Here is a 16,224-nt window from a genome sequence, read left to right as displayed (position 1 = left end):
ATTTTCCCCTTTCGGTCAAGCAACTGACCGCCCAGGATTGGTAGCCAGTCATGTCCCTCGATATCGTTATTCTTGCCGCCGGCCAAGGCACCCGCATGCGCTCGTCGCTGCCCAAGGTATTGCACCCGGTAGCGGGCAACTCCATGCTCGGTCATGTTATCCACAGCGCTCGCCAGCTTCAGCCGCAGGGCATCCACGTGGTGATAGGCCATGGGGCAGAGTTGGTTCAAGCGAGACTGGCAGGTGACGACCTCAACTTTGTCATGCAGGACAAGCAACTGGGTACGGGGCATGCCTTGGCGCAAGCTTTGCCGACACTGTCCGCGGACACCGTGCTGGTGCTGTATGGCGACGTGCCGCTCATCGAAGTGCCGACCTTGCAGCGCTTGTTGGCCAAAGCCAGCGAGCAGCAACTGGGTTTGCTCACGGTTACGCTCGAGGATCCGACGGGCTATGGCCGCATTGTGCGTGATGCGCATGGGCAGGTAACGGCAATCGTCGAGCACAAGGACGCTAACGAGGCACAGAAGTCCATTCGCGAAGGCAACACCGGCATCCTGGCGCTTCCTGGCGCTCGCCTGGCAGATTGGATGGGCCGCTTGTCGAACAACAATGCCCAGGGTGAGTACTACCTGACTGATGTGATCGCCATGGCAGTCGCTGATGGCCTGTTGGTCGCCACCGAGCAACCTGACGATCCCATGGAAGTGCAGGGTGCCAATGACCGCCGTCAGCTTGCCGAACTGGAGCGTCACTACCAGTTGCGTGAGGCCCGCCGCCTGATGGCGCAGGGTGTGACCTTGCGTGACCCTGCGCGTTTCGATGTCCGGGGCGAAGTGACGGTCGGCCGGGATGTGCTGATCGACATCAACGTCATTTTGGAAGGCAAGGTTGTCATCGAAGACGACGTGCAGATTGGCCCTAACTGTGTGATCAAGGATTGCACGCTGCGCAAAGGTGCCGTGATCAAGGCCAACAGTCACCTAGAGGGTGCCGTCATGGGCGAGGGGAGTGATGCAGGTCCATTTGCACGCTTGCGTCCGGGGACCGTACTCGATGCAAAGGCCCATGTGGGTAACTTCGTCGAGCTGAAGAATGCCCATCTTGGTGAAGGCGCCAAAGCTGGGCATCTGTCGTATTTGGGTGATGCCGAAATCGGCGCCCGCACTAATATTGGTGCGGGCACCATCACCTGTAATTACGATGGGGCCAACAAGTTCAAGACGGTCATGGGCGAAGACGTCTTCATCGGCTCCAACAGCGCCCTCGTCGCGCCTGTGGAAATCAAGGCCGGGGCCACGACTGCTGCGGGCTCGACGATTACTCAGTGTGTGGAAGCAGGTGAATTGGCGGTAGCACGCTCTCGCCAGCGCAACGTTTCGGGGTGGAAGCGTCCAGAGAAGATCAAGAAGCCCTGATTATCCACAGCTCTTTCGAGGCCGGCCTTGTGCATAACAAGCCGGCCTTTTTATTTCCCAGGCATTAGCTGGCTAACGCTGGCCATACGGCTGGGTATGGTTATCCACAGCGAGACGACGGGGTTGACGGATCCGCGCATTTAGGTTTTGATTGCGATCATTATCTTTCGAAACGAAACTTAAAGCGCCGATGTCGAAACGAAACACGCCACAACGCCGCCATAACATACTGGCCCTGCTCGCGGAGCAGGGCGAGGTCAGCGTGGATGCGCTGGCGAGACGGTTTGACACGTCCGAGGTCACTATCCGCAAGGACCTGGCGGCACTGGAAAGCAATGGTTTGTTGCTGCGCCGCTACGGCGGGGCTGTAACCATGCCGCAGGAGTTGCTGGCGGAGCCGGCGCAACCCGTGTCGGCCTACAAGCGTGCCATTGCACGTGCCGCTGTGAACCTCATCCGCGAACACGCTCGGATCATCATCGACAGCGGCAGTACCACCGCCGCCATGATCCCTGAACTCGGTCGCCAGCCGGGCCTGGTGGTCATGACCAATTCGCTCAATGTTGCCCGGGCCATCAGCGAACTCGAGCACGAGCCGGTGCTGCTGATGACAGGTGGCACCTGGGACCCGCATTCCGAGTCCTTTCAAGGCCAGGTGGCCGAACAGGTTCTGCGCTCGTATGACTTCGACCAGTTGTTCATCGGGGCCGATGGCATCGACCTGGAACGCGGTACCACCACATTCAACGAATTGCTGGGTCTGAGCCGCGTCATGGCCGAGGTCGCCCGTGAGGTGATCGTGATGGTTGAGTCGGACAAGGTCGGCCGCAAGATTCCCAACCTCGAACTGCCGTGGGGCAGGGTGCACACCCTGATCTCGGACGAACGCCTGTGCGAACAGGCACGCGCACAAATTAAAGCACGCGGCGTCAATCTGATCTGCGCCGCTATCAGTCAGGAGTAACCAAGCATGTGTGGAATTGTAGGTGCTGTGGCCGAACGCAACATTACCGCCATCCTTATCGAGGGCCTGAAGCGTCTTGAATACCGTGGGTATGACAGCGCAGGCCTGGCGGTGCTGACGCCCGAGGGCGAATTGCAACGCCGTCGCCGCATCGGCAAGGTCAGCGAGCTTGAAGCAGCCGTCGCGCTCGAGCCAATCGCAGGACGGCTCGGCATCGCGCATACGCGCTGGGCAACCCATGGCGCGCCTACCGAAACCAATGCCCACCCGCATTTCTCAGGCCATGACGTGGCCGTTGTGCACAACGGCATCATCGAGAACCACGAGGAACTGCGCGAGGAACTGAAGGGATTGGGCTATGCCTTCGTGTCCCAGACCGATACCGAAGTGATCGTCCACCTGATCGACCATCTCCTCAAGGGCATTCCCGACCTGGCAGACGCCTTGAAGGCTGCGGTCAAGCGCCTGCACGGTGCCTATGGCCTGGCATTGATCAGCAAAAGCCAGCCTGACCGCCTGGTCGCTGCGCGTAGCGGCAGCCCGTTGGTGATTGGCCTGGGCCTCGGTGAAAATTTCCTTGCCTCTGACCAACTGGCCCTGCGGCAGGTCACCGATCGCTTCATGTATCTCGAAGAGGGCGATATCGCCGAGATCCGTCGCGACCACGTCGCCATCTGGGACCACGATGGCCATCCTGTGCAGCGTGAAACCGTGCAGTACCACGAAGGCGCCGAGGCCGCTGACAAGGGCCAGTACCGTCACTTCATGCTTAAGGAAATCCACGAGCAGCCGCGGGTGGTGCAACGCACATTGGAAGGTCGCTTGGGCCATGACCATGTCCTGGTACAGGCATTCGGTCCGCAGGCAGCCGAGCTGTTTGGCAAAGTGCGCAATGTGCAGATCGTAGCCTGTGGTACCAGCTATCACGCCGGCATGGTTGCACGTTACTGGCTGGAAAGCCTGGCGGGGATACCCTGCCAGGTAGAAGTAGCGAGCGAGTTCCGTTACCGCAAGGTGGTCGTGCAGCCCGATACGCTGTTCGTTTCCATCTCCCAGTCAGGCGAGACCGCCGATACCCTGGCAGCGCTGCGCAACGCCAAGGAGCTGGGCTTCCTTGGCAGCCTGGCGATCTGCAACGTGGGCATCAGCTCGCTGGTGCGTGAATCCGACCTGACATTGCTGACCCTGGCCGGCCCGGAAATCGGCGTCGCTTCGACCAAGGCCTTCACCACCCAGCTGGTGTCGTTGATGCTTCTGACCTTGGCCTTGGGCCAGGTGCGCGGCACCCTGGACAAGGGCGTCGAAGCTGAACTGGTCGAGGAACTGCGCCGCCTGCCAACACGTTTGGGTGAAGCATTGGCCATGGACGCAACCGTCGAGAAAGTCGCCGAGTTGTTCGCTGACAAGCATCACACCTTGTTCCTGGGCCGCGGCGCTCAATACCCGGTGGCTATGGAAGGTGCGCTCAAGCTTAAGGAAATCTCCTATATCCACGCCGAAGCCTACCCCGCGGGCGAGCTCAAACATGGCCCGCTGGCGCTTGTGGATAACGACATGCCGGTGGTGACCGTTGCGCCGAACAACGAACTGCTGGAGAAGCTCAAGTCCAACCTGCAGGAGGTGCGTGCACGCGGCGGTGAGCTGGTGGTCTTCGCTGACGAGCAAGCCGGGTTGAGCAATGGCGAAGGGACCCATGTGATTCCGGTCCCACATATCGCGGATGCGCTGGCGCCGATTCTGTACACCATTCCTTTGCAGTTGCTCTCGTACTATGTCGCCGTGCTCAAGGGGACTGATGTTGACCAGCCGCGGAATTTGGCGAAGTCGGTGACGGTGGAGTGAGGGCAGCGTTTCGACAGTGCCAGCTTAACGTCGAGCAAAAGCCGTGAAATACGGTCGGTGATCATCTGATCGACCGGCAGTCAAAACCCCCGTTTTCACGGGGGTTTTTTATTGGCGATTATTCATGCTCTTGCGCTTCAGAGTTGGTTGGGCCGAAACCATATACCCAATACTTCCTGCGGCCGTCTCGAATCTCGGTGCTTTAACATCAGATAGATGGAATTGAGTTGATATATCATAACGTTTAATTGGTTATGATATAACGTCTAAAGGCTCAGCACTTTTTAGCGAGCTTACCGGCACCTGATCTCTTCCCTGTCTACTCACCCAGGAGCACCCATGCGAGTCACCCCGGCCTCCCTTGCCATGTTCACGGTAATGGTTACCCCTGAACTGTTCGCCGACCAACCCGGCAGTTCCATAATCACCCTTGGCGCCGTGAACATCACGCAAGACGCCAAGGTGGCGCTGAGCACCGAGAACGTGCTCACTTCGGTCGATGTGCTGGGCGGTGATCAGGTCGAGGACAAGAACGTCATGAACAGCTGGCAGCTGCTGGGCCAAATGCCGGGCATACAGCTCACCGAAACAGGGCAGGGGGCCGAATCGGGCAAGGTAACGTTCCGCGCTTTCAACGGCGAAGGGTACATCAACGGTATCAAGACGCTGATCGATGGGATCCCGAGCAACGTCAACAGCGGCAACCAGCGCTTCATCGACATGATCTTTCCCCTGGATATCGACTACATCGAAGTGGTCCGGGGCACGAACGACCCGCGTTACGGGTTGCACAACATCGCGGGCAACATCAACTTCGCCACGCGCCAAGGCGGCAACTATATAGATAGCCGGCTGACCTATGGCAGCTTCGACACGCGTGAGGTGCAGTTGGCGGTCGGGCGCGAGGAGGGGAATTTTGCCCAGAACTACTTCCTTGCCAAGCAGGACAGCAATGGCTACCGCGATCACAGCAACTCGAACAAATATGCGCTGGGAGGTAAGTGGTTCGTTAGCAACGACGAGCAGAATTTCCGCATTGGGCTGATCGCGCGCCTGTACCATCACCAGGCTCAGGAGTCCGGGTTTCTAACCCGTGAACAGATGCACGTTAGCCGCACGCAATCACCGGCAAAGAACGCCAATGACGGTGATGACCGCGACATGAAGCATCTCAGCCTGCACGCGGATTGGCAGCTCAATGATGACCTGAGCCTTAGCAGCAAGCTGTATTACAACGACTACAACGATGACCGCACCATCACCTTCACGGACTACCGCCCCGGTAACGCGCCCCGTCAGCGTCGGCAATGGGACGAACAGCAGACGGGCATGCTCAATAACCTGACATGGCGCGTGAACGAGCACCTTACCCTCGACGGCGGTGTCAACTACGAGGAACAGGACAACCGCTACGGTCGCGAGCGCTACAGCTTCAGCCTTCCGACCAACTTCGATACCGTACCGGCGCGCGTGCAGAATGACGATCGCTACACCCTGCGCAACACCGGTGCCTATGTTCAGGCCGTTATCCAGCCCATCGAGTCACTGAAGATCATACCGGCCATGCGGGTGGATAAGTTCACCGGCAATACGCAGCTCTTGGGTGGCGTCAAAGGCTCGCTGCAAGACTACGGCTGGATCCGACAGCCCAAGCTGAGCGTCATTTACAGCGTTACTCCCGATATCGACGTTTACGCCAATTGGGGGCGTACCTTCCAGATACTCACCGGCTCTACCGAGCCCGCCTACCTGACCCCAGGGCAGCCTTCATACGATCCGTCGATCAACACAGGCAAAGAAGTCGGTATCAAGTTCAGACCGTTCGAGGGCGCCCAAGCGCGGGTCGCGATCTGGCAGCAGGATGCTACCGATGAAGTAGCAAACATGCCCAGTACCGGGACCACGGTCGGGCTGGGTGAAACGCGCCGCCGCGGTGTGGATTTGCAGATCAATGCCCAGCTGGATGATCAGTGGACTGTCTATGCCTCCCACGCCATCCAGGAAGCCAAGGTGATCAAGGCGTTTTCTGCTGCCGGGCAATCACTCTCGGGTAAGGAGGTGTTCTCCACGCCTCGGTACGTGAGCACCGTGGGTGTCGATTATCGTTATAACGATGACTGGAAGTTCGGTCTGCAGGGCAGGGCACAGGGGAGCTACTACATAGACGAGCTCAACGAGCAAGGCAAATACGGTGGGTTTGTCGTCGCGGACGCCAGCGTCAGCTACCGCATCACGTCCGCTGCCAGCGTCGATGTGCAGGTCAAGAACCTGCTGGATCGCAAATACGAATACGTCTGGTACGACAACTTCTTCTGGGGCGGTGACGACCAGGCGATGTTCTCGCCGGCACCTGGCCGGTCAGCATTCGTTTCCCTGAATCTGAAACTGTAGCCCCCGCCTGCAACGTTCGTTTTACAGACAGTTCCTACAGATGGTCTACGCTGAACCGGTGGCTTTCGAAATGTCTTGGGTCTTGCCCCGTACATGGGAAGGAAGGGTTACATGCTTGCTCAGCTTCCGCCGGCTTTGCAGAGTCTACACTTGCCGTTGCGTTTGAAATTATGGGACGGCAACCATTTCGACTTGGGCCCCAGCCCGCAAGTGACCATTCTGGTCAAGGAGCCTCAACTCATTTTCCAGCTCACCCATCCAAGCATGGATGAGCTGGGTACCGCTTTCGTGGAAGGCAAGCTCGAGCTCGAAGGCGACATCGGCGAGGCTATCCGTGTTTGCGACGAGCTCAGCGAAGCACTGCTGCCCGACGATCGCGATCACGCTCCCCAGCGCCTGGCCCATGACAAGCGAACCGACGCCGAAGCCATTTCCTACCACTACGATGTGTCCAACGACTTTTACCGGTTATGGCTGGACCAGGACATGGTTTATTCCTGCGCCTATTTCCGTGAGCCGGACAACACACTGCAACAGGCCCAGCAAGACAAGTTCGATCACCTGTGCCGCAAGCTGCGCCTGGCGACCGGTGACTATTTGCTGGATGTGGGATGTGGATGGGGAGGTCTGGCGCGCTTCGCTGCACGTGAATATGGGGCGAAAGTCTTTGGCATCACGTTGAGCAAAGAACAGCTCAAGCTCGGACGGGAACGTGTGGAGGCCGAAGGCCTGGGCGACAGTGTAGACCTGCAGATTCTTGATTACCGCGACCTGCCACAAGACGGGCGCTTCGATAAGGTCGTCAGCGTGGGCATGTTCGAGCATGTCGGTCATGCCAATCTACCGCTGTATTGCAAGACGCTATTCGGCGCAGTGCGCGAAGGCGGCCTCGTCATGAACCATGGCATCACGGCCAAGCATGTGGATGGCCGCCCGGTGGGTCGAGGCGCTGGAGAATTCATCGACCGCTACGTATTCCCGCACGGTGAGTTGCCCCACTTGTCGATGATCAGCGCCGCTGTCTGTGAGGCTGGATTGGAAGTGGTCGACGTGGAAAGCCTGCGCATGCACTACGCCAAGACTCTGCACCACTGGAGCGAGAACCTGGAAAACCAGCTGCACAATGCGGCTGCTTTAGTGCCGGAAAAGACACTGCGTATCTGGCGTCTTTATTTGGCAGGTTGCGCCTATGCGTTCGAGAAAGGCTGGATCAATCTGCATCAAATACTGGCGGTCAAGCCCTACGCGGATGGCCATCATGATCTACCTTGGACGCGTGAGCATCTCTACCGTTAGCGCTCACCTCCTGTGTGCCAAGCTTCACCGAACTCGCTCCAGGAGTGAGGTCGGTGAAGCTTGGCGCGTTTTACAACACCGGTGAAATCAACCTTGCGATGCGCATGCCCACCTGCTGTAGCCGATGGGTGGCCTCGGTTTCCTCAACCGTTATCTCTCGCGCATTGGCAAAGTCTTCGTTGAGCATGCGTTCGACCGTATCGGCGAATGCCTTGTCGATGGTGAGCAAGGTGATCTCGAAGTTCAGACGGAACGATCGATTATCCAGGTTGGCGCTGCCGACAGCGCTGATGTCGTCATCCACCAACACGACCTTCTGGTGCAGGAACCCAGGCTGATAGCGGAACATGCGTACACCGGCGCGTACCGCTTCGAATGCGAACAGGCTGGAGGCGGCGTACACGATCTTGTGGTCTGGTCGAGACGGAATCAGGACACGCACATCTACCCCGCGTAGGGCTGCTAGCCGCAGGGCAGCGAATACCGCTTCATCGGGAACGAAATACGGGCTCGTTACCCAGACGCGATGCTTGGCCGAGTGGATAGCCTCCAGAAAGAACAGCGAGCAGGTTTCCTTGGAGTCTGCAGGGCCACTGGCCAATGCCTGGCACAGAACGCCGTCATCCGGATAGTTGTCCTGGAGGATCAGGGGAGGCAACTGCCGAGTTACCCAGTACCAATCTTCAGCGAACGATTCCTGCAGGCACGCTAGCACTGGCCCACTGATTTGCACATGAGTATCACGCCAGGGGGAAAGCTTGGGGTTAGCGCCCAGGTACTCGTCGCCGACATTGTGACCACCCACAAAGCCGACCAAGCCATCAACCACGACGATCTTGCGATGATTGCGAAAGTTGACTTGGAGGCGATTGAACAAGCCTCGACGGGTAGCGAATGCATGTATCTGCACACCTCCTGCACGAAGCCGCTGGCTGTAGCGGCGGGGCAGGGAATGGCTGCCGACACCGTCATAAAGCACAAACACCTGAACGCCTTCGGCCGCCTTGCGCAGCAGTATCTGTTGCAAGGCCCGCCCAAGTTCATCGTCATGGATGATGAAAAACTGCACCAGTACAACGCGCGTCGCTTTCTCGATGGCTTCGAACACCGCCTCGAAGGTGCGCTTGCCATCAATCAACAGCTCGACCTGATTATTGGCCAGGCACGGCATTCGGCTGAGTCTGGGCATTGCGCGCAAGGCAGCGTAGCTGTCCGATGCGCGAGCGGCGAGAGCTTCTTCGACCCAAGGGCGCCAATTCAGGCTGGCCATGGCGACATGCATTTCCTGATTGGCCTGGCGCCTGGCCTTTATGTAGGCATTGAAGGAGCGCGCACCGAATATCAGGTAAGGAATGAGCGTCAGGTAAGGAATGAAGAAAAGCGGCATGGCCCAAGCGATGGCGCCTTGAGCAGTACGGACTGTGAACAACGCATGGAGCGCGGCGATAATACCTAGCAGATGAATCACGCCAAGTAGATAGCCAAAAAAAAGGGGGCTGTGGTAATCCATATGCATCCTGCTTGTCGAATACACCTTAGGTAACAGAACACGAACGTGGTTCGCCTGCAACAAGCGGTTCGTTTCAACGTCTAACTCAAACATCGTCGGGGTGACCGGCATTTCCAGGAGTGTGTTTTCCATGAAAATTCGTATGCCGTTGCTGGCGCTGGCCTTGTGCGCAAGTTGCGTAACGGCCCAGGCCCAAATGCTTCAACCCGGCTTGTGGGAGCTGACTACCAGCAATATGCAGGTCGATGGCAAGCCGCTACCTGATATGGATTTCATGCTCAGTCAGTTGAAGAACCTACCGCCCGATCAACGGGCGATGATGGAAGGCATGCTTGCCAAGCAAGGTGTCACCGTGGGTGGTAAAGGGGTGCGTTCCTGTCTTACCCCTCAGCAGGTGGCAACCAATGACATTCCCCTGCAGGATCCAAAGTCCGGCTGTACTCAAAAGATTACCGATCGCACCGGCAACGTTTGGAAGTTTCAGTTCAGCTGCCCCAAGGCCCAGGGCAATGGCCAGGCTACCTTCCTGAGTGACAAGGAATTCACTACACAAGTAAGTGGTACTTTCAATGCGTCGGGTGTTCAGCAGCAGGGCAGCATGAATACACGTGCGGTATGGCTGGGCAATGACTGCGGTACGGTCAAGCCTCGGACGTGATGTTCCACTGCCACTGGGCAGTTGCTACGGCGTCGTGGGCATGCAGGCTTTCAGCATGTTCCACGCGCACTTTGAACGCTTTACTCCATTCCACAGCCCTTAGCGCCGCATAAACTCGCCTGGCTGCGTCCTCGCAAAACATCAAATTTTGTCCATTTGCCAGGGCGAATGCTTGCTCATCGGCGCGCTTCACGGCGGTTTGTACCGCAGTGCCCAAGGCTTGCTCGGCCTTGTCTATCACCTCGGTTATGGGGAGATCAGGATGATTATCCTCGAGCCTGACACTTATCTTCGCCATGCTCCTCTGGCTGTGAGGCGTCGCTACGATGCCTTCCGAAGTGCCCAGCCACGCAACGACCTCATCACTATCCACGTTTCCTATGCCAAATCGCGCTTGAAACTGTCGCTGAATAAGCTGTCGAGCCAGCGCCGCTGAACAAGGGCATGTAGACGAGTAGGGTATCGAAACGGATAGTTCCACGTGGAACATTTCATGTTCGATCCGTGCATGGATCTCGACGTCATAGCTTTTCCACCCGGCAAGAGGACTAACCAAGGCAGGCCGTTTAAGCAAATGCTGATAGCTCAATCGCACGTATGCCGCAGACGATTGCCCATCATGACTGTTGAGAAAACTCGCTAAAAGGCGACGCAGCAGCAGCGGACGCAGCGGCTCCTGTTCAAGATTTTCAAGCGCCAGGTACAGACGCGACATGTGTATGCCGCGTGAGTTGCCATCCACAAGGTTAACACCCGCATCTGCCGTAGCTGCTACCAGACGGCCCCCGATCTGCATCGGCATGGCTATACCGCACATCCCTACCCAGTCCAATGGTGTGGTGGAATTCAGATGCTGTGCAGCGACGTCGGGAAGCGGGGGATGGGACATGGGATTTCCAAGGCTATGCGTGTATGTGGAACATTGGGTCCACTGCGGATGGGCGCAGTGAGGTAGCGGCTGAGTCGTCAGCAATGCGCCGTGAAATGGGCTGGTCGTTTTCTATTCATTACACAGAGCTCTTGTCAGGAACCACTTGGCTAAATTGTATTGTTACTTTATAACATTATGCAATGCATCGTTTCGAATGCGCCTGTGTGATGAGGTTTTGCCATGTCCAATCGTCTTCCTGTCACTGTGCTCTCCGGGTTTTTGGGCGCAGGGAAAAGCACGCTTCTCAACCATGTTCTGCGCAATCGCGAAGATCTTCGTGTCGCGGTCATCGTCAATGACATGAGTGAGATCAACATTGACGCCAGCGAAGTCCAGCGCAATGTCACCCTTAACCGGGCCGAAGAAAAGCTGGTGGAAATGAGTAATGGCTGCATCTGCTGCACGCTGCGTGAAGATCTGCTTGAAGAGGTTGCACGCCTGGCCGAGGCGGGGCGCTTCGATTACCTGCTGATTGAATCGACTGGTATCTCAGAACCTCTGCCTGTGGCTGAAACCTTTACCTTCCGTGATGAGCAAGGCCGCAGCCTGTCGGATCTGGCGCGTCTCGACACCATGGTCACCGTAGTGGATGCCTTGAATTTCATGCGTGATTATCAAGCCGCGCAGAGCCTGGAAAGCAGTGGCCAGACATTGGGAGAAGACGATGAACGCTCGATCAGCGACTTGCTGATTGAGCAGGTAGAGTTTGCTGATGTATTGCTGTTGAGCAAAATCGATCTGGCCAGTCAGGCCGAACGGGAAGAGCTTTCAGCCATCCTCCGTAGCCTGAACCGCCGAGCCCAGATCATTCCAATGGTCATGGGTCAGGTTCCCCTTGCCAGGATTCTGAACACCGGCTTGTTCGACTTCGACCAGGCAGCGCAAGCGCCCGGCTGGTTGAAGGAGCTTCGCGGTGAACACACACCGGAAACAGAAGAATATGGCATCCAAGCGACCACCTGGACCGCACGACGGCCTTTTCATCCGCAGCGGTTCCATGACTTTGTCCACACGCCCTGGAGTAATGGCCGGTTACTACGTTCTAAAGGGTTCTTTTGGTTGGCGAGCAAATATAAAGAAGCGGGCAGTTGGTCTCAGGCAGGCGGCATGATGCGCCATGGTCTGGCTGGTCGCTGGTGGTGTTTCGTACCCCGCGAACAGTGGCCGGAGGATGTGGATAACGTTGCAGCCATTCTTGAACATTGGTTGCCAGATACTGGCGACTGCCGGCAGCAGTTAGTGTTCATAGGTCAAGATCTGGATGTGGCTCAATTATCCACAGCTCTTGATCAGTGCCTGTTGACGGATGAAGAAATGGCACTCGAGCCCATGGGCTGGTTGCGTTTTCCCGATCCATTCGGCCCCTGGGACGAGCAGGTGGCAGCGTGAGTAAGCCAGAGGCTGTGGATATCCGTCAGGTGTTTGGCCAGACTCCCCAGGCAATGGCGCAAGTCCTGCAGGACGGTGTCAATCTCGCTGTCTGGCAGCGACAACTTCCGCCTCAGCTTCACGACTTTGCAGAAGTTGCGGCGGGGCTTAGTGGGTCGTTAGCGGATCAGCGGGTGCTCGAGGTCGATGAGCATCAGGTCCCAGTGATCGATGCGCTGCTGCAGGAGGCTGTGGATATCTACGGCTATGACGCTTTCGTCGCGGATGTCACATGGCTCGTGTCGGCTTATAGCTGCTTGCTTGGCGCGCGTCGCGTGGGTTTGCGCGTACGTGCACTGACCAGTCCGATGTGCCCACGCTTCCATGTGGATAACGTTCCGCTGAGACTGATTACAACGTATGCGGGACCGGGTAGTGAGTATGTGCCAGAGCAGGAAGTGGCGCGAAATGCATTGTCCACAGGCTATGCCGCTGTGGATAAGGTGATGCGCCTGAATGCTGGTGACGTGGCGTTATTCAAGGGCGAGCTTTGGGAGGGCAATGAAGGCGCAGGCGTCGTACATCGTTCCCCTTCAGGACCATCCCGGCTGTTGCTCACGCTTGACTGGCTAGCCTGACAGCGCATAGTTGAGCAAACCGCTCGCTTGAAGAACCCTTATGCTCCGCAATATTCCCACCCATGTCATTGCTGGCCAGCTGGGGGCCGGCAAGACCACACTGATTCATCACCTGCTTCAGCAGAAGCCTGATCACGAACGCTGGGCCGTATTGGTCAACGAATTTGGGGCAGTAGGGCTGGATGCGGCACTTTTGTCCACAAGCCGGAACGGCATCGCGATAGCCGAAGTGGCAGGGGGCTGTTTGTGCTGTGTCAATGGCGTGCCGTTCCAGGTAGGCCTGGGCAGGCTTCTGCGCCAGTGCGAGCCGCACAGGCTGTTCATAGAACCATCCGGTCTGGGCCATCCCCTTCAATTGCTTGATCAATTGGCCCAGGCGCCTTGGCACGATGTGCTGACAGTTCAGCCATTGGTAGTCGTTGCTACACCCGCGTCTCTGTGTATTGGCAAGCAACTATCAACTGCCCAATCAGCGGCATTGGAAGCCTGTGAAACGCTAGTTATCAATAAATCCGAGGCTGTGGATAAAGATTTCAAGCTGTTGATAAATCAAGAATTTTTAGGCAAAAGGTTGATATGGACGACGCAGGGTCGGCTTCCTTTCAAATGCCTACCTGTTCATCAAAACGAGATTGTTGACAGCTCTAACACCAATATCGGGATTGTCGACAATCTGCCAAAGGCACCGCTGGCTCTTTGGACGAACCGGCGTGAGCCGATACGCCAGGTATTTCAAGGAGAGGATGGGTGGAGCATAGGCTGGCGCTGGCACCCCGCACAGCAGTTTTATCCACAGGCAGTAGATGAGCTGCTGAAGACGTTGGCGTGGCGACGTGCCAAGGGTGTTATCCACACTGCACAAGGAAGGCGCTCCTTCAATGCACTAGAAGGTGAGTTGGCACCTTGGCAGCCCAGTGAATGGGCAGCCGACAGTCGCCTGGAGTTGATTTTCGAAAGGCCTCAGCCTGTGGACGAGCTGCAAGCCCGCGTGCAGGAGTGCCTTATGCCTTGATCAGTTGTGCCAACGGTCATGTTGTTGGCGCCACTGCTGCATTTCGATCACATTGTCTGCGCGTGGGGGCGTCTTGATTTCGAAGGGGTAGGGTGCAAGCTCTATCTGCACGCTGTGCGCGCCGAACTGAGTCACGGTACCAGGGTGACGTTGCTCTCCCGTCACGGTAAATTCGAAGCCGTAAATGCGTGCCAGGCGCTTGTGACCGTTGGCATCACGCACGAAGGCAATACGTTTGAGCGCGACGGCGTCATCCAGCAACTGAAGGTCAAGCTTGGCGCAATGTTGTTTGACCCGTTCCAAGGCCTTCTCGCGCAGACCGTGGTTGTGCCACAGCCAAGCGCCTGCCGTGGCCATCACCATCAGGACAAACAGGTTCTCCAGGGTCAACATGTGCGTAGGCTCCAAACAGATCGATCCAGCTTAACTGCGTCCCTGGCCTGTCGTACAGGTGGCAATCACGTTCATACTGCGCGTTGCATGATTCTTGAACAGCTTTGGAAATGACTCGCATGAAACGCACCCCGCACCTGCTCGCCATCCAGTCCCATGTGGTGTTCGGCCATGCCGGCAACAGCGCTGCGGTATTTCCCATGCAGCGTGTCGGCATCAATGTGTGGCCGCTCAACACGGTGCAATTCTCCAATCACACTCAGTATGGCCAGTGGAGCGGAGACGTGCTTGCTCCAACGCAAATTCCTGCGTTGGTGGAAGGCATTTCCAACATCGGTGAGCTGGGGGAGTGTGATGCCGTGCTCTCAGGCTACCTCGGCAGTGCCGAACAGGGGCGCGCGATTTTGGAAGGCGTGGCGCGAATTAAGGCCGTCAACCCGCGGGCCTTGTACCTGTGCGATCCGGTCATGGGCCACCCTGAGAAAGGGTGCATCGTATCGCCGCAGGTCAGCCAGTTTCTGTTGGAGCAAGCGATCACCAAGGCTGACATTCTGTGCCCCAACCAGCTGGAGCTAGACAGCTTCTGTGGCCGGCGCGCCGCATCACTGGAGGATTGCGTAGGCATGGCGCGCAGTCTTTTGCTCAAAGGGCCCAAGGTTGTGCTGGTCAAGCATCTGGCTTACCCAGGACGCGCAGAGGACCAGTTCGAGATGCTGTTGGTGACTGCCGAACACAGCTGGCACCTGCGCCGCCCACTGCTGGCCTTCCCGAAGCAACCGGTGGGCGTGGGTGACCTGACTTCCGGTCTGTTCATGGCGCGGGTACTGCTTGGCGACAGCTGGGAGCAGGCATTCGAGTTTGCAGCCTCCGCCGTACACGAAGTACTGCTGGAAACTCAAGCCTGCGCCAGTTACGAGCTACAGCTGATACGTGCCCAGGACCGCATAGCCCACCCGCGCGTGCGTTTTGAAGCGAGGCTGTTGAGCGCTTAGACGCCGTCGGTTTTCAGGTTCTGGTAGCGTTTTTCCAGTTCCTGGCGAATCTGCCGTCGCTGCTGGCCTTGCAGGAATCGGCGTTTCTCCTCGCTACTCTGCGGTTGGCGCGGCGGGACCGAGACTGGCCGTCGATTATCGTCCACGGCCACCATGGTGAAAAAGCAGCTGTTGGAATGGCGCACCGAGCGTTCACGAATGTTCTCGGTAACAACCTTGATACCGACCTCCATGGAGGTATTGCCGGTGTAGTTCACCGACGCCAGGAAAGTTACCAACTCGCCCACATGCACCGGCTCGCGAAAGATGACCTGGTCGACTGACAGCGTGACTACATAGGAGCCTGCATAGCGGCTGGCACACGCATACGCGACTTCGTCGAGGTACTTGAGCAGCGTGCCGCCATGTACGTTGCCAGAGAAATTCGCCATGTCGGGTGTCATCAAGACGGTCATGCTCAGTTGGGCGTTTCCAGGTTCCATAAAATGCTCACGGTAAGATTGCGCGCAATCGCGCCAAAGGCTAGCAGGGGCTCTGTTCTGATGAGGCGGCAGCCTGCGTTTAACGGGACGCTCCCATGCTTTGAGGCGTCACGCTGTTTACGCCAGTGACGGCCTTATAGCAGCCGATCTGTTTCATCATATTGCATCGACGGTTCATGGGAAGACGCGATGTTACTCTGAGTACGCCCATGCAACATGGGCAGTCTTTCAATGAATACAGTGTGTACTCGCTGCTTGCTTGGCCCGCCTCGGCGCAGGCGCGGTCTGCCTGGTAGAACAGCCCAAGACGAGAGAAGGAGAATCACGTC

14 protein-coding genes are annotated in these 16,224 nt (G+C 57.4%); 10 read left to right on the top strand and 4 right to left on the bottom strand.

The genetic code is table 11. The annotated features are described in order from the left end of the window. Positions 1–50: 50 nt before the first annotated feature. The 5 genes from glmU to cfaB all read left to right on the top strand — a co-directional run bounded on the left by glmU (position 51) and on the right by cfaB (position 7,911). On the top strand, positions 51–1,418 hold the full coding sequence (glmU, locus tag ACF8GB_RS09820) for a bifunctional UDP-N-acetylglucosamine diphosphorylase/glucosamine-1-phosphate N-acetyltransferase GlmU (protein ID WP_392526937.1): 1,368 nt from the start codon (positions 51–53) through the stop codon (positions 1,416–1,418). A 190-nt stretch (positions 1,419–1,608) separates the two neighbouring features. After that, complete coding sequence (locus tag ACF8GB_RS09815) at positions 1,609–2,382, top strand: DeoR/GlpR family DNA-binding transcription regulator (protein ID WP_058602719.1); 774 nt, start codon at positions 1,609–1,611, stop codon at positions 2,380–2,382. Between the two features lie 6 nt (positions 2,383–2,388). Next, positions 2,389–4,224, top strand: coding sequence for a glutamine--fructose-6-phosphate transaminase (isomerizing) (glmS, locus tag ACF8GB_RS09810; protein WP_197843927.1), 1,836 nt, complete (start codon positions 2,389–2,391; stop codon positions 4,222–4,224). A 339-nt stretch (positions 4,225–4,563) separates the two neighbouring features. Then, positions 4,564–6,615: a TonB-dependent receptor gene (locus tag ACF8GB_RS09805; RefSeq protein ID WP_326383949.1), complete on the top strand. Its 2,052-nt coding sequence runs from the start codon at positions 4,564–4,566 to the stop codon at positions 6,613–6,615. 111 nt (positions 6,616–6,726) lie between these two features. After that, on the top strand, positions 6,727–7,911 hold the full coding sequence (gene cfaB, locus ACF8GB_RS09800; RefSeq protein ID WP_145254126.1) for a C17 cyclopropane fatty acid synthase CfaB: 1,185 nt from the start codon (positions 6,727–6,729) through the stop codon (positions 7,909–7,911). A gap of 70 nt (positions 7,912–7,981) precedes the next feature. On the opposite strand, the gene cls is transcribed toward cfaB, so the two are convergent. Further along, positions 7,982–9,421, bottom strand: a complete 1,440-nt coding sequence (gene cls, locus ACF8GB_RS09795) for a cardiolipin synthase (RefSeq protein WP_392526934.1) — start codon at positions 9,419–9,421, stop codon at positions 7,982–7,984. A 130-nt stretch (positions 9,422–9,551) separates the two neighbouring features. Here cls and ACF8GB_RS09790 point away from each other — a divergent pair, with 130 nt between their 5' ends. Further along, complete coding sequence (locus ACF8GB_RS09790; RefSeq protein WP_058638780.1) at positions 9,552–10,079, top strand: DUF3617 domain-containing protein; 528 nt, start codon at positions 9,552–9,554, stop codon at positions 10,077–10,079. Here the strand turns inward: ACF8GB_RS09790 and folE2 are convergent. Then, positions 10,063–10,968 (bottom strand): GTP cyclohydrolase FolE2, encoded by a 906-nt coding sequence (gene folE2 / locus ACF8GB_RS09785; protein WP_392526932.1) that lies wholly within the window; start codon positions 10,966–10,968, stop codon positions 10,063–10,065. The two genes, ACF8GB_RS09790 and folE2, sit on opposite strands and share 17 nt — an antisense overlap. Positions 10,969–11,190: 222 nt before the next feature. On the opposite strand from folE2, the gene zigA reads away from it, so the two are divergent. Genes zigA through ACF8GB_RS09770 form a run of 3 tightly spaced genes read left to right on the top strand, consistent with a single transcriptional unit; the run spans position 11,191 to position 14,028 of the window. Next, entirely contained in the window at positions 11,191–12,399 is a 1,209-nt protein-coding gene (zigA, locus tag ACF8GB_RS09780) for a zinc metallochaperone GTPase ZigA (RefSeq protein WP_392526930.1), read from the top strand. Beyond that, positions 12,396–13,016, top strand: coding sequence for a DUF1826 domain-containing protein (locus ACF8GB_RS09775; protein WP_392526929.1), 621 nt, complete (start codon positions 12,396–12,398; stop codon positions 13,014–13,016). Before zigA ends, ACF8GB_RS09775 begins: the two co-directional genes overlap by 4 nt. Positions 13,017–13,056: 40 nt before the next feature. Then, positions 13,057–14,028: a CobW family GTP-binding protein gene (locus ACF8GB_RS09770; protein WP_392526927.1), complete on the top strand. Its 972-nt coding sequence runs from the start codon at positions 13,057–13,059 to the stop codon at positions 14,026–14,028. Here the strand turns inward: ACF8GB_RS09770 and ACF8GB_RS09765 are convergent, their stop codons facing one another. Further along, complete coding sequence (locus ACF8GB_RS09765; protein WP_326383953.1) at positions 14,029–14,421, bottom strand: DUF3301 domain-containing protein; 393 nt, start codon at positions 14,419–14,421, stop codon at positions 14,029–14,031. 119 nt (positions 14,422–14,540) lie between these two features. Between ACF8GB_RS09765 and pdxY the strand changes: the two genes are divergently transcribed. Further along, entirely contained in the window at positions 14,541–15,413 is an 873-nt protein-coding gene (gene pdxY / locus ACF8GB_RS09760; RefSeq protein ID WP_058638785.1) for a pyridoxal kinase PdxY, read from the top strand. On the opposite strand, the gene ACF8GB_RS09755 is transcribed toward pdxY, so the two are convergent. Then, positions 15,410–15,895, bottom strand: coding sequence for an acyl-CoA thioesterase (locus ACF8GB_RS09755; RefSeq protein ID WP_023532667.1), 486 nt, complete (start codon positions 15,893–15,895; stop codon positions 15,410–15,412). The genes pdxY and ACF8GB_RS09755 overlap by 4 nt on opposite strands. Between the last annotated feature and the right edge of the window lie 329 nt (positions 15,896–16,224).

The sequence above is a fragment of the Pseudomonas sp. xss_4 genome, assembly GCF_043104125.1.
Classification (GTDB): domain Bacteria; phylum Pseudomonadota; class Gammaproteobacteria; order Pseudomonadales; family Pseudomonadaceae; genus Aquipseudomonas; species Aquipseudomonas parafulva_B.
The sequence above is the reverse complement of the archived record's forward strand: the minus strand, read 5'-3'. Positions and strand labels throughout refer to the sequence as shown.